Raw genomic sequence first — 19,447 nt, 5'->3', positions numbered from 1 at the left:
CGCGGATACGCCACCGCAGTAGACAACAAACATGCAGGTGACGGCACTCTTGTCCGTCTCCAGAAAAGTAGAGGTTATGGCTAAGGAAGGCGCAATCGAGGTAGAAGGCCGCATTATCGAGCCTTTGCCCAACGCAATGTTCCGTGTCGAGCTCGACAATGGACACAAGGTTCTTGCACATATTTCTGGCAAGATGCGTCAGCACTACATTCGCATCCTCCCAGAGGACCGCGTGGTTGTAGAGCTGTCTCCTTATGACCTGACCCGTGGACGCATCGTCTACCGCTACAAGTAAAAACTGTAAGCCTCCTCACCCAAGGGTGAACCTGTAGGTTCACCCTGTCCACCTCAGGCTACGGTGGCCTGAGCCCGCACTGGTAAGTAACCCAAGGATTCCCGGCACGGTCCGGGCGAAGCGTTGCATGGAGTGGGACGGATGGGGAGAAAACCGCCGTAACAACCCGAAAGGACACGCCATATGGCACGTCTAGCTGGTGTTGACCTCCCACGCAATAAGCGTATGGAGGTCGCTCTCACCTACATCTACGGCATCGGTCCAACCCGTGCCAAGGAACTGCTAGAAAAGACTGGCATTTCTCCTGACCTGCGCACTGACAACCTGGATGATGACCAGCTGTCGGCGCTCCGTGACGCTATTGAGGCTACCTGGAAGGTTGAGGGTGACCTCCGCCGTCAGGTTCAGGCTGATATTCGCCGCAAGATTGAAATCGGTAGCTACAAGGGTCTGCGCCACCGTCGTGGCCTGCCTGTACGTGGCCAGCGCACCAAGACTAACGCGCGCACTCGTAAGGGTCCGAAGAAGACGATCGCAGGAAAGAAGAAGTAATTCATGCCTCCAAAGACTCGTTCCGGCGCACGCCGTTCCGGCCGTCGCGTCGTAAAGAAGAATGTGGCTCTCGGCCACGCATACATCAAGTCCACCTTCAATAACACCATCGTTTCGATCACCGATCAGACCGGTGCTGTTATTTCTTGGGCATCCTCCGGCCACGTTGGCTTCAAGGGTTCCCGTAAGTCCACTCCGTTCGCCGCTCAGATGGCTGCTGAAAACGCTGCCCGCAAGGCAATGGATCACGGCATGAAGAAGGTTGACGTATTCGTCAAGGGTCCGGGCTCCGGCCGCGAGACCGCCATCCGTTCCCTGCAGGCTGCAGGCCTCGAGGTTTCCTCGATCACGGATGCAACCCCACAGCCGCACAACGGCTGCCGTCCGACCAAGCGCCGCAAGGTTTAAGGGAAAGGAAGAGGTAAGAAAATGGCTCGTTACACTGGCCCCGCTACCCGCGTATCCCGCCGTCTTCGCGTCGACTTGGTCGGCGGAGATATGGCATTCGAGCGCCGCCCGTACCCACCGGGACAGGCTGGCCGCAACCGCATCAAGGAATCTGAGTACCTGCTGCAGCTCCAGGAGAAGCAGAAGGCAAAGTACACCTACGGTGTGCTGGAGCGTCAGTTCCGTCGCTACTACGCAGAGGCTAACCGCCTCCCAGGCAAGACCGGCGATAACCTGGTTATCCTGCTCGAGTCCCGCCTGGACAACGTAGTTTACCGTGCAGGTCTGGCACGCACCCGCCGCCAGGCTCGCCAGCTTGTCTCCCACGGTCACTTCACCGTGAACGGCAAGAACATCAACGTTCCTTCCTACAAGGTCACCCAGTACGACATCATCGATGTCCGTGACCGCTCCAAGAAGATGGAATGGTTCGAAGATGCTCAGGACGCCCTCATCGATGCCAACGTACCGGCATGGCTGCAGGTTGTTCCTGATACCCTGCGCATCCTCGTGCACCAGCTGCCCGAGCGCGCTCAGATCGACATTCCGCTGCAGGAGCAGCTCATCGTCGAGCTTTACTCGAAGTAAACTGTTATACCGCACGGCCTTTGAAGGCTTGGCGGATAACCAGGAATCTTCAATCCCGAAGATTTTTACCCCTCTACCGGCGTCAAATAGCGGTCGCCGAAAAGGAGAATTGCAATGCTCATTTCCCAGCGTCCTCAACTCACCGAGGAATTCATCGACTCGTCTCGTTCCAAGTTCGTCATCGAACCGCTCGAGCCGGGCTTTGGCTACACCCTCGGTAACTCGTTGCGTCGCACCCTGCTGTCGTCCATTCCGGGTGCAGCAGTAACCTCCATCAAGATCGATGGTGTTCTCCACGAGTTCACCACCATCAACGGTGTGAAGGAAGACGTTTCCGAGATCATCTTGAACATCAAGAGCATGGTACTTTCTTCCGACTCCGATGAGCCGGTTGTTATGTACCTGAGCAAGGAAGGCCCGGGCGATGTTACCGCGGGCGATATCCAGCCGCCGGCTGGTGTGGAGATTCACAACCCGGATCTGCACATCGCTTCCTTGAATGACACCGCCAAGCTGGACATTGAGCTCGTCGTCGAGCGCGGCCGTGGCTACGTCCCAGCCGCTCCTACCTCCGGTGAGATCGGCCGTATCCCGGTCGACCAGATTTACTCCCCGGTTCTGAAGGTCTCTTATAAGGTCGAGGCAACTCGTGTTGAGCAGCGTACCGACTTTGACAAGCTGACCATCGACGTCGAAACCAAGAACTCGATTTCCGCACGCGATGCCCTGGCTTCCGCCGGCGGCACTCTGGTCGAACTCTTCGGCCTGGCTCGCGAGCTGAATAACGCTGCCGAAGGCATTGAGATCGGACCCTCCCCGCAGGAGACCGAGTACATCGCTGCTTATGGCATGCCGATCGAGGACCTGAACTTCTCCGTCCGCTCTTATAACTGCCTGAAGCGTCAGGAGATCCACACCGTGGGCGAGCTCGCTGAATGCACCGAGTCCGACCTGCTGGATATCCGCAACTTCGGTCAGAAGTCGATCAATGAGGTAAAGATCAAGCTGGCTAACCTGGGCCTGGCTCTCAAGGACACCCCTGAGGACTTCGACCCAACCCAGCTCGAGGGCTACGACGCAGAAACCGGTGACTTCAAGGATCCGGCTGCTGAGGATTCCGAGTAAAGAACCCCGCTGACTTGCGGCAATATTCATTCTTATTGCCGCGCGCTCAACTTTTACCGCATACGAGGAGTACACAATGCCAACCCCTAAGAAGGGTGCCCGTCTCGGCGGCTCCGCCAAGCAGCAGGCTCACATGCTGAGCAACTTGGCAGCCAGCCTGATCGAGCACGGCGCTATCAAGACCACCGATGCCAAGGCGAAGGTCCTTCGCCCGTACATCGAGAAGATCATCACCAAGGCTAAGTCCGGCACCGTTGCTGACCGCCGCGCAGTTCTGAAGCTCATCCCCCGCAAGGATGTTGTTTCTTACCTGTTCGACGAGGTAGCACCGAAGTTTGAGAACCGTGAGGGTGGCTACACCCGCACCATCAAGCTGGATAACCGCACTGGTGACAATGCCCCGATGTCCCAGATCTCCCTCGTTCTCGAGGAGCCCGTGACCTCTGAGGCTAACCGCGCTACCCGCGCTGCCGCTTCCAAGGCCGCTGAGGCTGAGGAAGCTAAGGAAGACGAGGCTGCAGAGACCGAGGCACCTGCCGAGGAGACCGCAGCTGAGGAGTCCGAGGAGAAGTAAATCCTCCTTCGGCCTTAGCGCTTCGCCGCCGCCTTTCCCACTTCTGGGAGGTCGGCGGCTTTTTATGTCTCCAGCCCGTTGGGCTGCTCTGAGGGTGGTGGCCCTAGCAGCGGCGCTCCGTGTTTACTCCGGTAGCATGAAGTCCACTATGACTGATGCAGCATCCACTTCGCCGGAAGGTCCGGCGGACGGTTTCGTTCGCCTGCGCTTGGACTTGGCTTATGACGGCACGGATTTCCACGGTTGGGCTAAGCAGAAGGGAAGTCTGCGCACCGTGCAAGGCGTGCTGGAAGAAAAACTCGCGATGATTGCCCGCGCAGAGGTTCCGCTGACGGTCGCCGGCCGCACGGATGCCGGCGTTCACGCGCGTGGTCAGGTCGCCCACGTCGACGTTCCTACGGAAATGCTCGAGCAGCGTTCGGTGGCGGGGGAGCCGGGGAAGCTGGTGCGTCGGTTAGCAAAGCTTTTGCCTTCAGACGTGCGGGTGCATGGCTGCGAGTTTGCGCCCGCGGGCTTTGATGCGCGTTTCTCGGCGTTGCGCAGACATTATGTGTATCGCGTTACTACCAGTCCGCGGGGCGCGCTGCCTACGCGCGCGCGGGATACCGCCGAGTGGATTAAGCCGGTGGATATCGATGCCATGCAGGAAGCAGCTACCGCGTTGGTAGGCCTGCATGACTTTGCAGCCTTCTGCAAGGCTAAGCCGAATGCCACGACCATTCGTGAACTGCAGGAGTTCTCTTGGCGGGATGTTTCAACTCCTGAAGAACCGGAGCTCTTCGAGGCACGCGTGAGCGCCGATGCTTTTTGCTGGTCGATGGTTAGGTCCCTGGTGGGCTGCTGCCTGCGTGTGGGGGAGGGGCGCCGCGATGCCGACTTCGCCGCGGCGTTGCTCCACGAGACTAAACGTTCCTCCAGCATCCCCGTGGCCCCAGCGAAAGGGCTTTCTCTGGTGGCCGTGGATTACCCGGCGGCAGATCAGCTGGCCGTCCGCGCCGAGGTTACTCGCGAAAGGCGCAACGCCGACTAGCTTTCCAGGTGGCGGTTTAAGCCCACCTGGGATAGCCTGTGTGCGGGGTGTACACAGACTTTTCGGGGGAAAATCATGGCGCGTCCGCTGCTTACTACTAAGGCCCAGGTATCAGGCCATAAATTTCTACGTCGCCGCGTTGAACATGGGCTAGTACTGGGCGATATACGCATGATTCACGATCCTTTGGCCAGGCGCCGCAAAGCACTCCTCTTCGGAGGGGTTGCCGTGGCCTTCTTGGCTGTGGGGTCCGGAATGTTGGCGTGGCTGCAGCCGAGCCCACAGCCGGGCGATGCACCCATCGTACGCTCGGAGCAGGGGCAGCTTTTTGTGGATGTCAATGACACCTACCACCCAGTCTTCAACCTGGCGTCTGCGCGGATTATCACTGGGCAGGCCGCCGAGGCACAAACGATTGGGGATGAGCACCTGCACGAAGCTCTCCTGGGGTCACCGGTGGGCATCTCGGATGCGCCGGGCTACCTCGCGGCAGCGGATGAGGTTCCTCAGCAGCGATGGGTGGCCTGTTTGGCCGGCAAGGATGAGACTCCGGTAGCAGAAAACCCGATCAGCATTGGCGGCCAGCAGGTCGCTTCGCAAGCGGTCATCGTCCTCGTCGAGCCCGAACAGGAAGGCTTGGGCCGCGAGCGCGCTGCCCTTGTGGAATCCGAGGGCTCCCAGTGGCTTATTACCGAGGAAGGCCGGGTGGCGTTGCCAGATCCTTCCAGCACTGAGGGCCGCGTAGTGCGCCGCGCGATTGGCGTGGAAGATAGCACCCACGTCTGGCCCATGCCGGCCGAACTACTCAATTCCTTTGCGGAGCTGCCGCCGCTACACTTTCCGGCGGAGCCGCCAGAGATCGTCGATACCGGCCAGGGGCTGTGGGCGCGTATGCCCAGTGGCGTCGCTGAGCTGACGCCCACACAAGCGCAGATGCTTACCGGCTTAGGAGCTAAGGAGACGACATCTACGCCGCAAGAGGTAGCCGCGCTTGCCGACGTCCCTTTAAACCTCAATCTTCCTTCCGCATCCTTCCGTTTCTTAAGCCCAGAGGATGGCTGGATGTGTGCTGATTCTGATGGCGCCGGGGTAGTGGTACCCGCCCAATCCGGTACCGTCGCCTTAGCAGGTGAAGCGGTCGCGCATCGCTTTGGCGGGCTCAACGCCGGCGGCGTAGGAGTAGACAGCGGCCATGGCTATCATGTGGTCTCACCAACGGGGCAACGACACGCGGTCAAAGATAAGGAGACCTTGGACGCGCTTGGAACCGGCGTGGGAGCGCAGGTGCCGTGGAAAATCCTGCGCTTGTTGCCGGAAGGCTCGGCACTGAGTCGTGAGCAGGCCCTGCAAGCTAGCTCTTAAGCCGCAGTCCGCGCCACGCGGCCCACGCGGCTAGCGCTAGCGCCAACCCGCCGAGCGCCCAGGCGCTGCGCATAGGTGCGCGCGAGGCATCCTCTTCGGCCGGGCGGATGGTCATCGCCCGGGTATCGACTTCCGCGGCTGATTCCACATGGGTGAGCACCGTGAGCGGGTCGATAAAGCCGTGGCCTGGCTCTGCCGCGGCCTCCAAGCGTGCACGGAGGGCTGCCGGGCTATCATCGGGAAAGCGCTGCGCTAGTAGGGCAGCGGTGCCGCTGACTACCGGCGCGGCAAAGGAGGTGCCGTGAAATTGTGACGTGCCGTCCGTGCCCTCTTTGCCGTCGGCCCATCCGCCGGCGGGATTGAGTGCGAGTGGTACAAATCCTTGCGCGGCCAATTGTGGGCCATCCGCCGAAGTCAGAGAGTAGTCAGCAAGCTCGTGCGAATCCTCCTGGGCGCTTACCGAGAGCACGGTGGGCGAATCCGCGGGGAAGACTCGGTCACCCATTTCGCAGTTCCCGGAAGAAGCATTGCCGGATGCAGCAATCACCACGGCTCCAGAGTCTTCTGCATGTGCTAAAGCACCATCCAACCGGGAAGTATCCACCTGGGCGGCCACGTCCGGCGGGACACAGGAAACAACGGAGATATTGATGATGCGGGCGCCGGCATCGGTGGCGTCATCAATTGCCCGGGCTAAGGTCTCTAGCGAGCCGACAGTACTATCTTCTGCCTCCTGGCGGTAATGCGCGCTGGTCTGGCGTACAGCGTAAATCTCCGCCCGCGGGGAAATCCCGATATCGTGCCCGGCGATGACACCGGCCACGATGGTGCCGTGCAGGTCACAATCGCGGTGCGGCTCCGGAGCCTCCGGCGCAATGAGGTCGGCGCCGCCGCTGAGCCGGCGCAGTTGTTCATGATGCGCCACACCAGTATCGATGACGGCTACTTTTACACCTTCCCCGGTGGCAAAGGAATGAAGACGAGCCCGGTACTGACGCTGATCTTCGCTGGGATGGGGTGAAAGGGGAGAAGAATGCGCGGTGGCACATTCGCGGTCCGGTTCGCGCGCGTCTGCGAGGGGAGCGGCTGTCAGTCCCGCAGTAGCTGCAGCAACTAAAGCAGTGGGTAGCACGCGCATTAACCGAGCCCCCTGATGAGTACAAAGACGCCGGCTAGGTGCGCGGCCAATGGCAAGCTGGCTGCGATGGCAAGCGATTCGACGCGCTCAAACCATGCGATGGTGGTGGGCTCTAGCCTAGCTACCTGCGGTGCCCATAGCGGGGTGCTCATCATGACGATAAGAACCAGACCAGCAATAAGGGTTGGTGCCCAGGCATCAGCAAGCCCGGAATCTGCCACCGCGTGGCTAGCGCAGAGGCAAGTAGTAAGGCATGCGGTAATTGCCAGTAGCATTAGTGCCCAGCTGGCTAGCGCACGGCCGTGCCGGGCGGCGTGCATCACGACGGCGCCCGCAGTGGTAAGGCAGAGTGCTTGGACAAAACCCACCCCGGTGTGTTCGGAACCAAAAAGCACCGCAACATAATCGGCAAAAGAACTAGGTGCCTCGCTAGTTGGTGCCAGGACGGGACCACTACCCGTAAACGAAAGCCCGATGAGGGCCGGGATGAGACAAATCGATATACCGCAGCACATTCCCTCATAGGCGCCGCTGGCGCGTTGGGCGCGGATATCCACATCCGGTTGGATTGTGTCTGAAACCGCGAGGTCTTGGCCGGCTGTTGGCAGCTGTGGGACCTTGAGCCCTGCGGTGGCAATAGCCAGAGCAGGAGCTGCGGCTAACAACACGATGCCAGCGATAATCACACAAGCGGCGGCCGCCGTACCGTGGCTAGCGCGTAGACCTGTCTCTGGTCCGGGCAGCAGGTAGCCCAGTGCCGCGACCATTAGGAGCGCAGAGACACAAAGCGCAGCGGCGGTAGTGCGAACCGTGCTCAGCCCAATGACGTGGCAGGCAAGCAGCACTATGAGGAGGGCAGAACAGGCGGTGAAGGCGGCAAAGGGGGCATCGCTAAGCGAGGGCGAAATCGCCGCCCAGCCGCACGCCATGCCGGCTACTAGGCTCAGGTGTACCAGCGAGACGGCGCGGGTCCACAGAGCGAGTAACCATGTCCCTGCGGTCAACGCTGCCCACGCCGCCAAAGGGAGGGTGCTAACCCAGATCAAAGCGAAGGCGGCAAGCAATCCCGCCCACGCCCAGACAGTGGGAAGAGCAGCGGTAGTATCCTCCTCGGCCGTAGCGGCGAGCGATTCCGCTGCATCCCGGATCACCGGCGCGGGGCGGCGCTCGCGCGGACTAATCACCAGGATGGATCCTTCCGTGAGCGCAGTGGCAGCCAGTGGAGCGGTGAGATCAATGGCGCGGCCAGAGGCTGTACTAGCGCGCCACGGCTCAGAGATGGTGGGCGCATCGACTAAGTCAGTGATCTCGGCTAAAAGCTCGCCCACGCTGGAGCTTAGCGGCAGAGCCACGTCTGCTTCCTTGTGGAAGGCGCCGGCATGAATGCGAACGGTAAGGCGCAGATGATGCGCCGTATCAGTGGTCATGATTTCCCCCGAAAAATGTATGGATTGTGGGCGTCCCCCCTTGCCCAATGCCACATATTGTGGCTTACTAGTGGCGACGTGTCCACCGCAGCGCGGGGAATCTTGGCAGGGGGCCAGGAGCGCTTGGCGCGTGGCTCGGGGGAGGTTACCTAGGCATGCTTGGGATCGGGGATACCCGCGTAATTGAGCCGTTGACTATGCCATTGCGGGATGCAGCACCGCCGCTGCCCACCGGCAGCATTGAGGCTGAGGAAGTCCCGGAAGCGGTGCGCCCGCAACCGGTGCCGCTGGTGCGGTTACTGCTTCCAGTGGTGATGATTGCGGCGATGCTTGGCATGGTCGCTCTTATGGTGTTGGGAGCAGATGATTCACGGCAAATTAGCCCCATGGCCTTGATGTTTCCACTGATGATGCTGGCAAGTATGGCCATGATGTTCGGGTCCAATAACAGCGGGCAGGATCCGGACGAAACCCGGCGCACCTACCTGCGCCACATCAAAGCCTTGCGGGAAAAGGCCCTGCGAAATGCGTCTGCGCAGCGCGCACATGAGAACTATCGGCACCCCGCACCAGTGGAATTGAGCGCGCTGGTGGGTTCGCGTCGCATGTGGGAGCGCGGCCCTGATGACTCGGATGCCCTGGAGGTACGAGTGGGAACTGGCCCCACCACTTTGTGCACACCCATTAATGTGCCGGATTCCGGTGCCACCGAGGACCTAGACCCAGTGTGTGCGGTGAGCATGCGCCAGACGATCAAGGCGGTGGGAACCGTGCCCGATATGCCGGTGGTCATTCAATTACAAGCCTTTCGCTTCCTGTCCGTATCCGGCACGGCGTCGACGCGGGGCAAAGAACCTACAGATCCAGCCCGCGATATGGTTCGAGCGATGGTGCTCCAGATGGCACTGGCGCATGGTCCGGAAGCTTGCGGTATCGAAGCTATCGGTGGTCAGTGGGAATGGCTGAAGTGGTTGCCCCATGCCCGCACGCCGGAGAAAGCTCGTTTTCGCATCCTCATAGTTGATGGTGTACTGACCACGGGCACTGAAGACTTCTTTCACGATGATTCCTATACCACCATCATTGAAGTGGGTGGAGCGCCATCCTCAGCGTTAGGGGTGCGCGCTGAGCACGAGGGGCTAAGCCTAGTGGCAGGACAGCAGCTGCAGGTGGTGACCGCGGCTGGTGTGGAAGACCTAGGGAAACCTGATGGAATGAGCACGGCTGCCGCGACGTTGCTCGCCCGCAGTATGGCCGCTTTCCGCCGCCCCGATAGCACTTCCGGCCGGCGAGGAAGCGACCTTATGGGGCTTTTGGGCTATCGTGATGTGGAAGAGCTAGCGGCCAGCGGCATGTGGCATGGCCGAGAGGGCTCGGCGCGTCTCATGGTGCCAATCGGCATCGATACTGTAGGCCAGCCCGTCACGGTGGATCTCAAGGAATCTGCCCACGGCGGTATGGGCCCGCATGGCCTGTGCATCGGCGCGACCGGCAGCGGCAAGTCGGAGTTGCTGCGCACTCTCGTCACTGCGCTTGCGGCTACCCACAGCCCAGACGAACTCAACCTAGTGCTGGTGGATTTCAAAGGCGGTGCGACGTTTCTAGGATGTGACCACCTGCCGCATACCTCCGCGGTGATCACCAACCTGGAAGAGGAATCGACGCTGGTAGAGCGCATGTATGATGCCATCTCCGGCGAGATGAACCGGCGCCAGGAGCTATTGCGCACCGCCGGCAACTTTGCCAACGTCAGCGAGTACAACGCCTCCGGCGCTGCCGTGCGCGAGCACGGGCCGCTGCCGGCCTTGGTCATTGTTGTCGATGAGTTTTCGGAGCTTTTGGGCCAGCACCCCGATTTTGCAGAGCTCTTCGTAGCCGTCGGCCGACTGGGGCGCAGCCTTCACGTGCACCTGCTTTTGGCCTCCCAAAGGCTCGAAGAAGGCCGATTGCGGGGGCTGGATTCCCACTTGTCCTACCGAATCGGTCTGAAAACTTTCTCCTCGGCGGAGTCCCGTCAAGTTTTGGGAGTAACCGATGCTTACCATCTGCCCGGCCAGCCCGGCGCAGGCTACCTCAAATCCGATGCCGAGGCGCTGACTCGCTTTCAGGCCTCTTATGTATCTGGACCTGTGCCGCGCCGTGCACTTGCTGAGGCTCACCCGGATCGTCCTGCCGCGCTCCGTGGTCGCGTGCAGCTCTTTCACGGCTGGTCACAAGAGGAGGAAAGTAACAACTCCGCGATGGTTCTTGATGATTCCACCACGGTGCTTACTGAGGTCGTGCGTGCCGCGGCAGACGAGGCCCAGCTGCGCGATCAATCGGCGCACCGCATTTGGCTGCCGCCGCTACCGCCGCACATTGAGCTATCCGCGTTACCGGGACTTTCGGAGGCACAAGGAGCGGATGCGACCACGCCCGCAGCGGACCAAGAGCAATTGCTTGCCCCCATCGGCATTATCGATAGGCCGTATTACCAACGCCAGGATGAGCTGATTATTGATTTTACCCAGCACGGCGGGCACATGGCGTTGTGCGGCGGTCCGCAGTCTGGTAAATCGAGCGCATTGCGCACTATTGTCTCTGCACTGGCGCTGCGACATGGCCCCCAGGAGGCACGCTTTTATGTCATCGATCTTGGAGGCGGTCAGCTAGCAGCCTTGGAGCGCTTGCCTCACGTTGCCGGAGTTGCCGGGCGCGAGGACAGCGAAAAGGTGCGGCGCATAGTGGACGAAGTAGCCGGGTTTATCCGCCGCCCGGAGCGGTGCGCAACCTTCCTTGTCATTGACGGCTGGCACCACATTGGCACCTCCAACGCGGAGTTTGAAGACATCGCGGAGAAAGTCACCGAAATCGTCGCCGATGGTGCCTCCGCTCATGTGCATGTTGTCATTGCGACCTCGCGATGGACCACGATGCGCCCTGCCATCCGCGATCTCATTGCTAACCGCCTCGAGCTGCGTCTGGGCGAGGCCCTGGATTCGCTCATTGACCGCAAATTGCAGCAGAAGCTCCCTAGCGCGCCAGGCCGTGGGCTCACTTTGGTGGGCGAGAATATGCTTTTAGCTCGAACTGCGAACCAGGACATCGCCCACATTTGCCGCGTTCACGCTGCTGCTAAACCGGTACCGCAGCTCAAGATGTTGCCTGCTGTGCTCACTCCGACTGCGCTCGCGGCGCAAGGTGACGTGCCCATTGGCGAGATCGCCTGGGGTATTGGCGGGCGCGACCTCGATACGCTGACGTGGAACCCGTCCAGCGAGCCGCACCTAATGGCAATTGGTGCGCAGGGGTGTGGCAAGTCCACCTTCCTGGCGCAGATAATGTGCGGGATCAGTGCCTTTGCGCGGGAAGACGCCCGCTTAGTGGTTATCGACCAGCGCCGAGCCCACTTAGGAACCTTGGACCAAACCATGGTGGCTGCCTACGCCGCGACGCAGTCGAGCGCACAAGAAACCATTCTCGATACAGTCCGCACCCTGGAATCCCGCTTGCCGGGCACAGACATTACCCCGGCGCAGCTCGCCGCACGAGATTGGTGGGAGGGCCCTGATATCTACTTAGTAATCGATGATGCCGACCTATTGAGCGATATTGCCCTCTCTCCGTTGCTGGAGCTGCTTCCGCATGCCCGCGATATTGGCCTGCACCTGGTCATCGCGCGCAAATCCGGTGGCATTGGCCGCGCACTATTTGGCCAGTTCTTCTCTGCGGTGCGCGATCTACAACCAGCGCTGCTGCTTTTCGACGCCGACCGGGACGAAGGCACCATCTTCGGCCTCAAACCCAGCCACCAACCACCCGGCCGCGGTCAGTGGAGTATCCGCGGTGAAAACCTCGGCATCGCTCAAGCGGTGTATCCAGAAGGAGAGAAGTAAATGACCACCAACCTCAGCGCGCATACGCATACTGACTCCCCAAGTACTACCGATGGGGAAGCCAAAGCTGTACCGATAACCATCACGATTCTGGATGCGGCCACCATCTTTGAAGGACCCGAAACGGTCTACCGCTATGACCTGCCGGGCTCCGGCATCGTAGAAGGCTGGGCCTTGGGCCAAGTCATGGATCAGATATCCAAAATGGGCGGACCATCCTGGCCCGACGTGGAAGCATGCGTCGTGGCAGATTCTTCCGGCACGGATATTGCGCAGGAAGCAACCACCATCATCCGCCGGCAACTAGAGGTCACGGGGGTGCACCTCATTGAGCCAGAACCAGCAATCTCTCCACTAGCTGCGTCAGACCCACTTTCCCGGCATCGTCTTCCTGCTACCGAAGTTACGGAATCGGCGCCGCCCACCACGGTGATGGAGGCACCCGCCTACGAAGAGCCAGTAACCCCAAGCTGGTCCAACCGGCTGCGCGGTTGGCTGGGGACTATCGATATATTTCATATCGCCATAGCAGTGGTCGTCATCGCCGTAGCGGGAGCCTCTTGGTGGGCCATCGGGGCCCAAGCATCTAGCGATGATGACTCTGTGGCGGATGCTTCGCATTCGCAATCACGTGCCGCTGAGCCACGCCGCGATGAGGAGGCGGAATCCGCGCCGAACTCGCCGCATTCCGGCGCGCCGGGCACACCGGATTCTGGCAGTGCCGAATTAAATCCGGGGGAGAAGCGTCTAGACGTTGAGGGGATGTCGGTGGTCGTCCCCAGCGGGTTCCACACCAAGGTGGAGGATGGCTTGGTTACCGCTACTGGCGAAGACCCGAACCTGCGCATCCTTTTTGCAGCCGATGAGATGTTTAATGTGCCGGCAGATGCCCTCTTTAAAGAAATCCATGTGCAAGTCGATGAAGACCCGGCGCTTCGCGATGCAACGGAGAAAGCCGGGCGCCTGCGCTATACCGAAGACCCTGGGGATGGCTCGTTGGTGGAATGGACCACTTGGGAGGATCGAGGTCACCAGATGTCCGTGGGGTGCCATACCCGCCACAACGCCAACGCTGTCCAAAAGGCAGCCTGCCGCATGGCCACGGAAAGCCTGATTAAAAACAGTCCTAAATAATTTTGGCTAAGCCGGGAACCGTTTGACGCAAAGTCCAGTCCAATAAAAGTGAGAAAGCACAGATGCGAAGCACAGCTGCTTTTTCGGGGGAAATATACACAATCTCATCCGCCCTAAGGAGGGGCGCACTCTTATGTCTCAGACTTTCAAGACACAAGCCGATGTCATGATCGCCACCGCTGGCAAAGTCGATAACACCAACGATGAAGTCCAGGGGGAGCTCACCCGCCTGCAGGGCGTCGTCGACTCCGTGCGCGGCAGCTGGGTAGGCCAGGCGCAGGTCTCTTTCGATGACCTGATGCAGCGCTACAACACCTCTGCACAGCAGCTGCGTGAAGCATTGGCTGCTATCTCTGACAATATCCGCAGCAATGCCCACAACTTCGACAACGTGGAAGCAGAAAACACCCAGGCTTTCTCCAATGTTGGCGGCGGCCTCGCCCTCTAATTTGCCCCGCACACTTCACTAGTCCGCAGCCCAAAAGCTATAAGATTCACAGAAGGGAACCCATCACCACATGTCCGAGATCAAGTACGAATTCGGTGCCATTTCTTCCGCCGCAGCCGATATCAACGCCACCTCTGGTCGCATTAACAGCACCTTGGCAGACCTGAAGGCACGTTTGCAGCCGATGGTGAGCACTTGGGAAGGCGAATCCGCCGTGGCTTATAACCAGGCACAGGCCAAGTGGGATAAGGCATCGCAGGAACTCAACACCGTGCTCGCCACCATATCCAAGACCGTTTCCCAGGGCAACGATGCAATGAGCGACGTTAACCGTCGCGCCGCCGCAAGCTGGGGCTAAATCCACGCGCTGGTTATACGGTTTCACGCTGTCCTGGTCGAGACTGCGGTGCTACCGGCCACATCCACGTGGCAGGAGGCGGACGCAGCCGCAGTCTCGCCCTAGATTGCAGCGTGACAATGCTTTTCCTTACCTTTCTTTTTTAATCTCTCAAACCCCTTTAAGTCGTACCTTTCTGGTCCACACCCTTAAGCCGGCACCTCCCGTTCGAGCCGCGGAAGGTGCCGGCTTCTGTGTTTTGGTTTTCAAGCAGGTGAGCAAGTAGGGTAGGAGACCTATGTGTTCGCTCGTCGGCAAGCAGCTGGCGAAGCGCTCCCTGCAGGTCTCCACCGGCCGCTGTACGGGAGTGAATGGATGCTTAGCGCTGGCCGGCAGTTCCGAGACAGACTTTCAAGGAGTCAAATTGTCTACTTTCCACCCAAAGAGCGGTGACATCACCCGCAAGTGGTACGTCATCGACGCTACTGATGTGGTGCTGGGCAAGCTCGCTTCCACCGTTGCAGACCTGCTGCGCGGCAAGCACAAGCCACAGTTCGCACCGAACGTTGACACTGGTGACCACGTCATCATCATCAACGCTGACAAGATCCACGTTTCTTCCGTTAAGCGCGGCCGCGAGATGCGCTACCGCCACTCCGGTTACCCGGGCGGCCTGAAGTCCATGACCCTGGGTCAGTCTTTGGACGCCAACCCGGTTCGCGTTATCGAAGAATCTGTTGCCGGCATGATGCCGCACAACAAGCTCTCCCGCGCTTCCATCAAGAAGCTGCACGTCTTCGCAGGCGAAGAGCACCCGTACGCCGGCCAGAAGCCGGAAACCTTCGAGTTTAAGCAGGTGGCACAGTAATGGCTGAGCAGAACATCGACAACAACGTAGCCGACGCTGCTGACATCGCTGCAGCAAGCGCCGCTACCGAAGAGTTCACCAACACCATCGGTGATTCCATCGCACCGGCCGAGACCGAAGAGGTTGAGGCTGCTGCTCCGGTACACGAGGGCCCAATCCAGACCGTCGGTCGCCGTAAGCGCGCCGTCGCACGTGTTCGCCTCGTTGCTGGCTCCGGCCAGATTGAGGTTAACGGCCGCGAGTTCGACGAGTACTTCCCGAACAAGCTGCACCAGCAGGACATCCTCACCCCGCTGACCCTGCTGGAGCGCGAGAACCAGTTCGACCTCAAGGTCACCGTTAACGGCGGCGGCCCAACCGGTCAGGCTGGCGCCCTGCGTCTGGCTATCGCTCGTGCACTGAACATCTACAACCCGGCTGACCGCACCGCCCTCAAGAAGGCTGGTCTGCTCACCCGTGATGCTCGTGCAGTTGAGCGTAAGAAGGCTGGTCTGCACAAGGCACGTCGCGCACCGCAGTACTCCAAGCGTTAATTTCGCTTATACTGCACGCGCAAGCGCTACGAAAGCCGCTGCTTCCTTTTGGAGGCGGTGGCTTTTGTCGTTTTGGGTTTCAGTCGTGTTGCTTCTTAGGACCGTAGGAGGAAGGTCTAGGTGGGAATAACAGAGCCCGTCTGCCACCGCGGACGTTAGGGGAATCAGGGTGGGTCAGACGGGCTTAGCGGTGAAATCGAAAGTGGATGAGACTATTCCTCGTGTGCCGAATCCTTTTTATGCTTTTCTTCGAATTCTTCGAGCTCTGCTCGTTGCCGATCCCGCACGGATGCTTGGTCTGCTAGGTACTCGTCCGTTGCCGATTCGGTGTACCATTCGTGGAGGTACGGATCATCGCTTTCAATCTTTGCTCCGGCGCCTTGGCTTTCGGGAACGGCAGACGAGCCGAAAATAAAGTCACCGTTATGCTCTTGAAGGCCGTGCTGGACACCTCGGGCGATAGCGGCAGTGGCGTAATTCCTCCGTAATATTAGCGGATCTCGTGCTAGATCTTTGCCCCACGCGACCATGATGCCGATCAGGATGAAGGCAAAGGGCAAAGAGCAAGACACCATGATTGACTGCAGACCACTTAGGGCATCTTGGCCGGCGATAAGAAGAAGCGCCAAAGAGATCCCTCCCAGTGCAGCTCCCCAAATGATGGAGATTGGTTTTGCAGGCACGGGGCGGCCGGATTGGGACATCGAGCCCATCACATTGGTGGCGGAATCAGCGGCAGTATTAAAGAATACGACCACTGCTACGAGAACAGCGATTGTACTGATGCTAGAAAGCGGCAGCGTTCTCATGAGATCGAACATGACGTTTTCACCGGAATCTTTGATTTCGATGCCGCGTCCGTCGAGGTGAGTCTTGATAGCGGTGGCACCAAAAATCACGTACCAGAGCAGCGACAGCGACGTTGGCACGAGCATGATGACCAGTACAAATTCGCGGATAGAGCGACCGCGCGAGATTTTTGCTATGAACATACCAACGAAGGGCGACCAAGAAATCCACCATGCCCAGTAGAGCATTGTCCAAGCGGTAACAAATTCTTTTTCGGTCTCACCTTGCGAGGGCGCAACGGACATCATGTCTGCGAAGTTGTTGAAAAACTGCAACAGTGACGCTGGAATCAGATCGAGAATATACATCGTCGGACCCGTAATCAGGACGAATATGCCCAAGCCAATAACGAGGCCCATGTTGGTATTCGACAGAATGCGAATACCTCGTTTGATGCCGGACATCGCCGAAATGATGAAGATGACGGTGAGTATGGAAATGATAGCAACGAGTATTCCGTCGCCTTCCAGAGGCTTTCCAGTAACAATCGATGTTCCAGTACGGATCTGTAGCGCGCCAATTCCTAGCGAGGTCGCCGTACCAAAAAGCGTCACTAGGACAGAAAAAATGTCGACGATTTTTCCTATGACACGGTTATTGGAGTTGGTTGCGATGGGCTCGAAAAGGGAGGAAATGAGCGGTAGACGGCCGCGGCGGTAGGCGGCATAAGCGAGGGACCCACCGACTAGCGCATACACCATCCACGGCAGTGTAGCTTGGTGGAGAATAGCTTGCGAGAAGGCTGGCAGGACTGCTGCCTCGCTGGCTGGTTCCACACCGGAGAGATACGGCGGTGGGGTCAAGAAATGGGAAAGCGGCTCCATAGGGCCGTAAAAGACCAGCCCGATCCCCAATCCTGCGGCAAATAGCATTGCTATCCACGAGGAACGGGAGAAGTCGGGTTCCGAATCATCAGAACCTAATTTGATTTTTCCTGTGGGGGCGACTGCAATGGACAGCAGAAAAATCGTAGCCGTGATCATGACAATCGTGAAAAGCCAACCGAAGTGTTGAACCACCCATGCTTGCAGGTTGGTTCCCGTGTTGGCTAGGTTTTCTGGTGCCACGATCGCCCACACGGTGATCGCGATGGTCGCGGCAAGAGCGACTGCGAAGACAGTTTTATTTGTCTTGAAATCGGCACGCGTATCTTCAACGCTGACACCGGGAATGAGCGCAGGATGGATAGAGCGCTCGCCCGAAGCCGCCTTGGCTATAGCCGATCGTGCCTTCTGCGAAGCAGATTCAAGTGAGTCGTCACCTATTGAGCGAGATCTCGTCATGAAAAGTTCCTCTCTAAAGGGTAAGAGCGAAATGTCACTTTCTAGATAGTTGCATACTTCATCCGAAATGGGACACCTAATCATTTCTCCGGGGATATCAAGGAAGGACTGGTAGGGGGTAAACCTGCCTAGGGTCGCCCCAACATGCAATCGCTGGGCACAGACGTGCATAATTGACTGCATGACTCGACTTTTTGGAACCGATGGCGTTCGCGGCCTCGCGAACAAGAAGCTGACCCCGGTTCTGGCCTTGCGACTCGGCCAGGCCGCTGCAGAGGTTTTTACCGCTAAGCGTGAATCCTATGAGCGCCAGCCGCTGGCCATCATCGGCCGCGATCCGCGTGTTTCTGGTGAGATGCTGGATGCGGCGATTGCGTCCGGTTTGGCCTCCCGCGGTGTCGACGTGGTCCGCGTGGGCGTGCTGCCGACCCCAGCTATTGCCTACCTGACGGATGACTACGGCGCGGATCTCGGCGTAATGATTTCTGCCTCCCATAATCCAATGCCGGACAATGGCATCAAGTTCTTCTCCGCAGGCGGCAAGAAGCTACCTGATGAGGTAGAAGACCAGATTCAGGCCACCATGGAAAAACTCACTGAGGATGGACCGACTGGCACCAAGCTGGGACGTATCCTCTCGGAGGCCCCAGACGGACGCGAGCGCTATCTCAATCACTTGAAAGAAGTAGTTTCTACCGACCTGAGCGGCATTAAGGTGGTCGTGGACACCGCCAATGGTGCAGCCTCCAAGGTCGCTCCTATCGCCTACGAGGCGGCCGGTGCTGAGGTTATTGCTATCCACAATAAGCCGAATGCCTTCAATATCAATGAAGACTGCGGTTCGACGCACATTGAAAACGCACAGGCAGCCGTCGTCGAGCATGGCGCCGATTTGGGTCTCGCCCACGACGGCGACGCTGACCGTTGCCTGGCTGTGGACGCCGAGGGCAATGTTATTGACGGCGACCAGATTATGGCGCTGTTGGCCGTTGGCATGAAGGATGATAATGATCTGCGCTATAACACCCTGGTAGCAACTGTCATGTCCAACCTGGGCCTGAAGCTGGCAATGCAGGAACAAGGCATTGAGGTGCGCCATACCGCGGTGGGTGACCGCTACGTCCTAGAAGAGCTCAACCGCGGAGACTTCTCCTTGGGCGGCGAGCAGTCCGGACACGTGGTGCTGCCTGATGATTGCACGACTGGCGACGGCACTCTTACCGGCCTGTCCATCATGGCGTGTATGGCAAAGTCCGGAAAGCCCCTCAAGGAATTGGCATCGGTGATGACCGTACTGCCGCAGGTGCTCATTAACGTGCCGGTTTCTGATAAGAGCGTCATCATGGATGCCCCCGAAGTACAGGAGGCCATCGCCCAAGCCGAGGAAGAACTTGGCGAGACCGGCCGCGTCCTGCTGCGCCCATCCGGCACAGAGGAAGTATTCCGCGTCATGGTAGAGGCCGCGGACAAGGAGCAAGCTCGTAAGGTTGCAGGGAGGCTTTCCGCCATCGTTTCTTCGGTCTAGAGTCACCGCTTGGTGCGGAAGATTTTTGTAATCCGAGGGAACCTTTTGGCGCAATCC

Annotated in this window: 18 protein-coding genes; 15 read left to right on the top strand and 3 right to left on the bottom strand. The window is 59.2% G+C overall.

The genetic code is table 11. The annotated features are described in order from the left end of the window. Positions 1 to 76: 76 nt before the first annotated feature. From infA to eccB, 8 genes are all read left to right on the top strand, one after another. Positions 77 to 295 carry a translation initiation factor IF-1 gene (gene infA / locus L8V22_RS03010; protein ID WP_004566852.1) on the top strand — a complete coding sequence of 73 codons (219 nt, stop codon included), beginning with the start codon at positions 77 to 79 and terminating at the stop codon, positions 293 to 295. 183 nt (positions 296 to 478) lie between these two features. Next, positions 479 to 847: a 30S ribosomal protein S13 gene (rpsM, locus tag L8V22_RS03005; protein ID WP_005322765.1), complete on the top strand. Its 369-nt coding sequence runs from the start codon at positions 479 to 481 to the stop codon at positions 845 to 847. A 3-nt stretch (positions 848 to 850) separates the two neighbouring features. Beyond that, entirely contained in the window at positions 851 to 1,255 is a 405-nt protein-coding gene (gene rpsK / locus L8V22_RS03000) for a 30S ribosomal protein S11 (RefSeq protein WP_005322764.1), read from the top strand. 21 nt (positions 1,256 to 1,276) lie between these two features. Further along, positions 1,277 to 1,882: a 30S ribosomal protein S4 gene (gene rpsD / locus L8V22_RS02995; RefSeq protein ID WP_005322762.1), complete on the top strand. Its 606-nt coding sequence runs from the start codon at positions 1,277 to 1,279 to the stop codon at positions 1,880 to 1,882. 114 nt (positions 1,883 to 1,996) lie between these two features. Then, positions 1,997 to 3,007, top strand: coding sequence for a DNA-directed RNA polymerase subunit alpha (locus L8V22_RS02990; RefSeq protein ID WP_005322760.1), 1,011 nt, complete (start codon positions 1,997 to 1,999; stop codon positions 3,005 to 3,007). 76 nt (positions 3,008 to 3,083) lie between these two features. Beyond that, positions 3,084 to 3,581 carry a 50S ribosomal protein L17 gene (rplQ, locus tag L8V22_RS02985; protein WP_238800312.1) on the top strand — a complete coding sequence of 166 codons (498 nt, stop codon included), beginning with the start codon at positions 3,084 to 3,086 and terminating at the stop codon, positions 3,579 to 3,581. Positions 3,582 to 3,717: 136 nt separating this feature from the next. Then, positions 3,718 to 4,611 carry a tRNA pseudouridine(38-40) synthase TruA gene (gene truA / locus L8V22_RS02980; protein ID WP_420839941.1) on the top strand — a complete coding sequence of 298 codons (894 nt, stop codon included), beginning with the start codon at positions 3,718 to 3,720 and terminating at the stop codon, positions 4,609 to 4,611. A gap of 75 nt (positions 4,612 to 4,686) precedes the next feature. After that, a complete protein-coding gene (eccB, locus tag L8V22_RS02975; protein ID WP_269966392.1) occupies positions 4,687 to 5,973 on the top strand; it encodes a type VII secretion protein EccB in 1,287 nt (428 codons plus the stop codon). Here the strand turns inward: eccB and L8V22_RS02970 are convergent. Beyond that, a complete protein-coding gene (locus tag L8V22_RS02970; RefSeq protein ID WP_269966391.1) occupies positions 5,963 to 7,111 on the bottom strand; it encodes a S8 family serine peptidase in 1,149 nt (382 codons plus the stop codon). The two genes, eccB and L8V22_RS02970, sit on opposite strands and share 11 nt — an antisense overlap. Then, the gene (gene eccD, locus L8V22_RS02965; RefSeq protein WP_238800286.1) at positions 7,111 to 8,538 is read right to left on the bottom strand and encodes a type VII secretion integral membrane protein EccD; all 1,428 of its coding nucleotides are present in this window, start codon (positions 8,536 to 8,538) and stop codon (positions 7,111 to 7,113) included. The genes L8V22_RS02970 and eccD overlap by 1 nt, the downstream gene beginning before the upstream one ends. Before the next feature lie 155 nt (positions 8,539 to 8,693). Here eccD and eccCa point away from each other — a divergent pair, with 155 nt between their 5' ends. The 6 genes from eccCa to rpsI all read left to right on the top strand — a co-directional run bounded on the left by eccCa (position 8,694) and on the right by rpsI (position 15,733). Beyond that, positions 8,694 to 12,413 carry a type VII secretion protein EccCa gene (gene eccCa, locus L8V22_RS02960; protein WP_238800284.1) on the top strand — a complete coding sequence of 1,240 codons (3,720 nt, stop codon included), beginning with the start codon at positions 8,694 to 8,696 and terminating at the stop codon, positions 12,411 to 12,413. Beyond that, positions 12,414 to 13,547, top strand: a complete 1,134-nt coding sequence (locus L8V22_RS02955) for a type VII secretion-associated protein (protein ID WP_238800275.1) — start codon at positions 12,414 to 12,416, stop codon at positions 13,545 to 13,547. 133 nt (positions 13,548 to 13,680) lie between these two features. Continuing rightward, entirely contained in the window at positions 13,681 to 13,995 is a 315-nt protein-coding gene (locus L8V22_RS02950; RefSeq protein WP_238800269.1) for a WXG100 family type VII secretion target, read from the top strand. 70 nt (positions 13,996 to 14,065) lie between these two features. Continuing rightward, positions 14,066 to 14,353, top strand: coding sequence for a WXG100 family type VII secretion target (locus tag L8V22_RS02945; RefSeq protein ID WP_005322746.1), 288 nt, complete (start codon positions 14,066 to 14,068; stop codon positions 14,351 to 14,353). Between the two features lie 403 nt (positions 14,354 to 14,756). Beyond that, positions 14,757 to 15,200 (top strand): 50S ribosomal protein L13, encoded by a 444-nt coding sequence (rplM, locus tag L8V22_RS02940; RefSeq protein WP_238800742.1) that lies wholly within the window; start codon positions 14,757 to 14,759, stop codon positions 15,198 to 15,200. After that, a complete protein-coding gene (gene rpsI / locus L8V22_RS02935; RefSeq protein WP_238800267.1) occupies positions 15,200 to 15,733 on the top strand; it encodes a 30S ribosomal protein S9 in 534 nt (177 codons plus the stop codon). The genes rplM and rpsI overlap by 1 nt, the downstream gene beginning before the upstream one ends. A gap of 212 nt (positions 15,734 to 15,945) precedes the next feature. On the opposite strand, the gene L8V22_RS02930 is transcribed toward rpsI, so the two are convergent. Further along, a complete protein-coding gene (locus tag L8V22_RS02930) occupies positions 15,946 to 17,865 on the bottom strand; it encodes a BCCT family transporter (protein ID WP_238800265.1) in 1,920 nt (639 codons plus the stop codon). Positions 17,866 to 18,046: 181 nt separating this feature from the next. Between L8V22_RS02930 and glmM the strand changes: the two genes are divergently transcribed. Next, positions 18,047 to 19,390, top strand: coding sequence for a phosphoglucosamine mutase (gene glmM, locus L8V22_RS02925; RefSeq protein ID WP_269966390.1), 1,344 nt, complete (start codon positions 18,047 to 18,049; stop codon positions 19,388 to 19,390). The last annotated feature ends 57 nt before the right edge of the window (positions 19,391 to 19,447 follow it).

The organism is Corynebacterium yonathiae, from assembly GCF_027570195.1.
Lineage (GTDB): Bacteria > Actinomycetota > Actinomycetes > Mycobacteriales > Mycobacteriaceae > Corynebacterium > Corynebacterium yonathiae.
The sequence above is the reverse complement of the archived record's forward strand: the minus strand, read 5'-3'. Positions and strand labels throughout refer to the sequence as shown.

Bases quoted from the DNA above. Each gene is read 5' to 3' on its own strand.
- infA (WP_004566852.1), top strand. From the start codon at position 77: ATGGCTAAGGAAGGCGCAATCGAGGTAGAAGGCCGCATTATCGAGCCT.
- rpsM (WP_005322765.1), top strand. From the start codon at position 479: ATGGCACGTCTAGCTGGTGTTGACCTCCCACGCAATAAGCGTATGGAG.
- rpsK (WP_005322764.1), top strand. From the start codon at position 851: ATGCCTCCAAAGACTCGTTCCGGCGCACGCCGTTCCGGCCGTCGCGTC.
- rpsD (WP_005322762.1), top strand. From the start codon at position 1,277: ATGGCTCGTTACACTGGCCCCGCTACCCGCGTATCCCGCCGTCTTCGC.
- L8V22_RS02990 (WP_005322760.1), top strand. From the start codon at position 1,997: ATGCTCATTTCCCAGCGTCCTCAACTCACCGAGGAATTCATCGACTCG.
- rplQ (WP_238800312.1), top strand. From the start codon at position 3,084: ATGCCAACCCCTAAGAAGGGTGCCCGTCTCGGCGGCTCCGCCAAGCAG.
- truA (WP_420839941.1), top strand. From the start codon at position 3,718: ATGAAGTCCACTATGACTGATGCAGCATCCACTTCGCCGGAAGGTCCG.
- eccB (WP_269966392.1), top strand. From the start codon at position 4,687: ATGGCGCGTCCGCTGCTTACTACTAAGGCCCAGGTATCAGGCCATAAA.
- L8V22_RS02970 (WP_269966391.1), bottom strand. From the start codon at position 7,111: ATGCGCGTGCTACCCACTGCTTTAGTTGCTGCAGCTACTGCGGGACTG.
- eccD (WP_238800286.1), bottom strand. From the start codon at position 8,538: ATGACCACTGATACGGCGCATCATCTGCGCCTTACCGTTCGCATTCAT.
- eccCa (WP_238800284.1), top strand. From the start codon at position 8,694: ATGCTTGGGATCGGGGATACCCGCGTAATTGAGCCGTTGACTATGCCA.
- L8V22_RS02955 (WP_238800275.1), top strand. From the start codon at position 12,414: ATGACCACCAACCTCAGCGCGCATACGCATACTGACTCCCCAAGTACT.
- L8V22_RS02950 (WP_238800269.1), top strand. From the start codon at position 13,681: ATGTCTCAGACTTTCAAGACACAAGCCGATGTCATGATCGCCACCGCT.
- L8V22_RS02945 (WP_005322746.1), top strand. From the start codon at position 14,066: ATGTCCGAGATCAAGTACGAATTCGGTGCCATTTCTTCCGCCGCAGCC.
- rpsI (WP_238800267.1), top strand. From the start codon at position 15,200: ATGGCTGAGCAGAACATCGACAACAACGTAGCCGACGCTGCTGACATC.
- L8V22_RS02930 (WP_238800265.1), bottom strand. From the start codon at position 17,865: ATGACGAGATCTCGCTCAATAGGTGACGACTCACTTGAATCTGCTTCG.
- glmM (WP_269966390.1), top strand. From the start codon at position 18,047: ATGACTCGACTTTTTGGAACCGATGGCGTTCGCGGCCTCGCGAACAAG.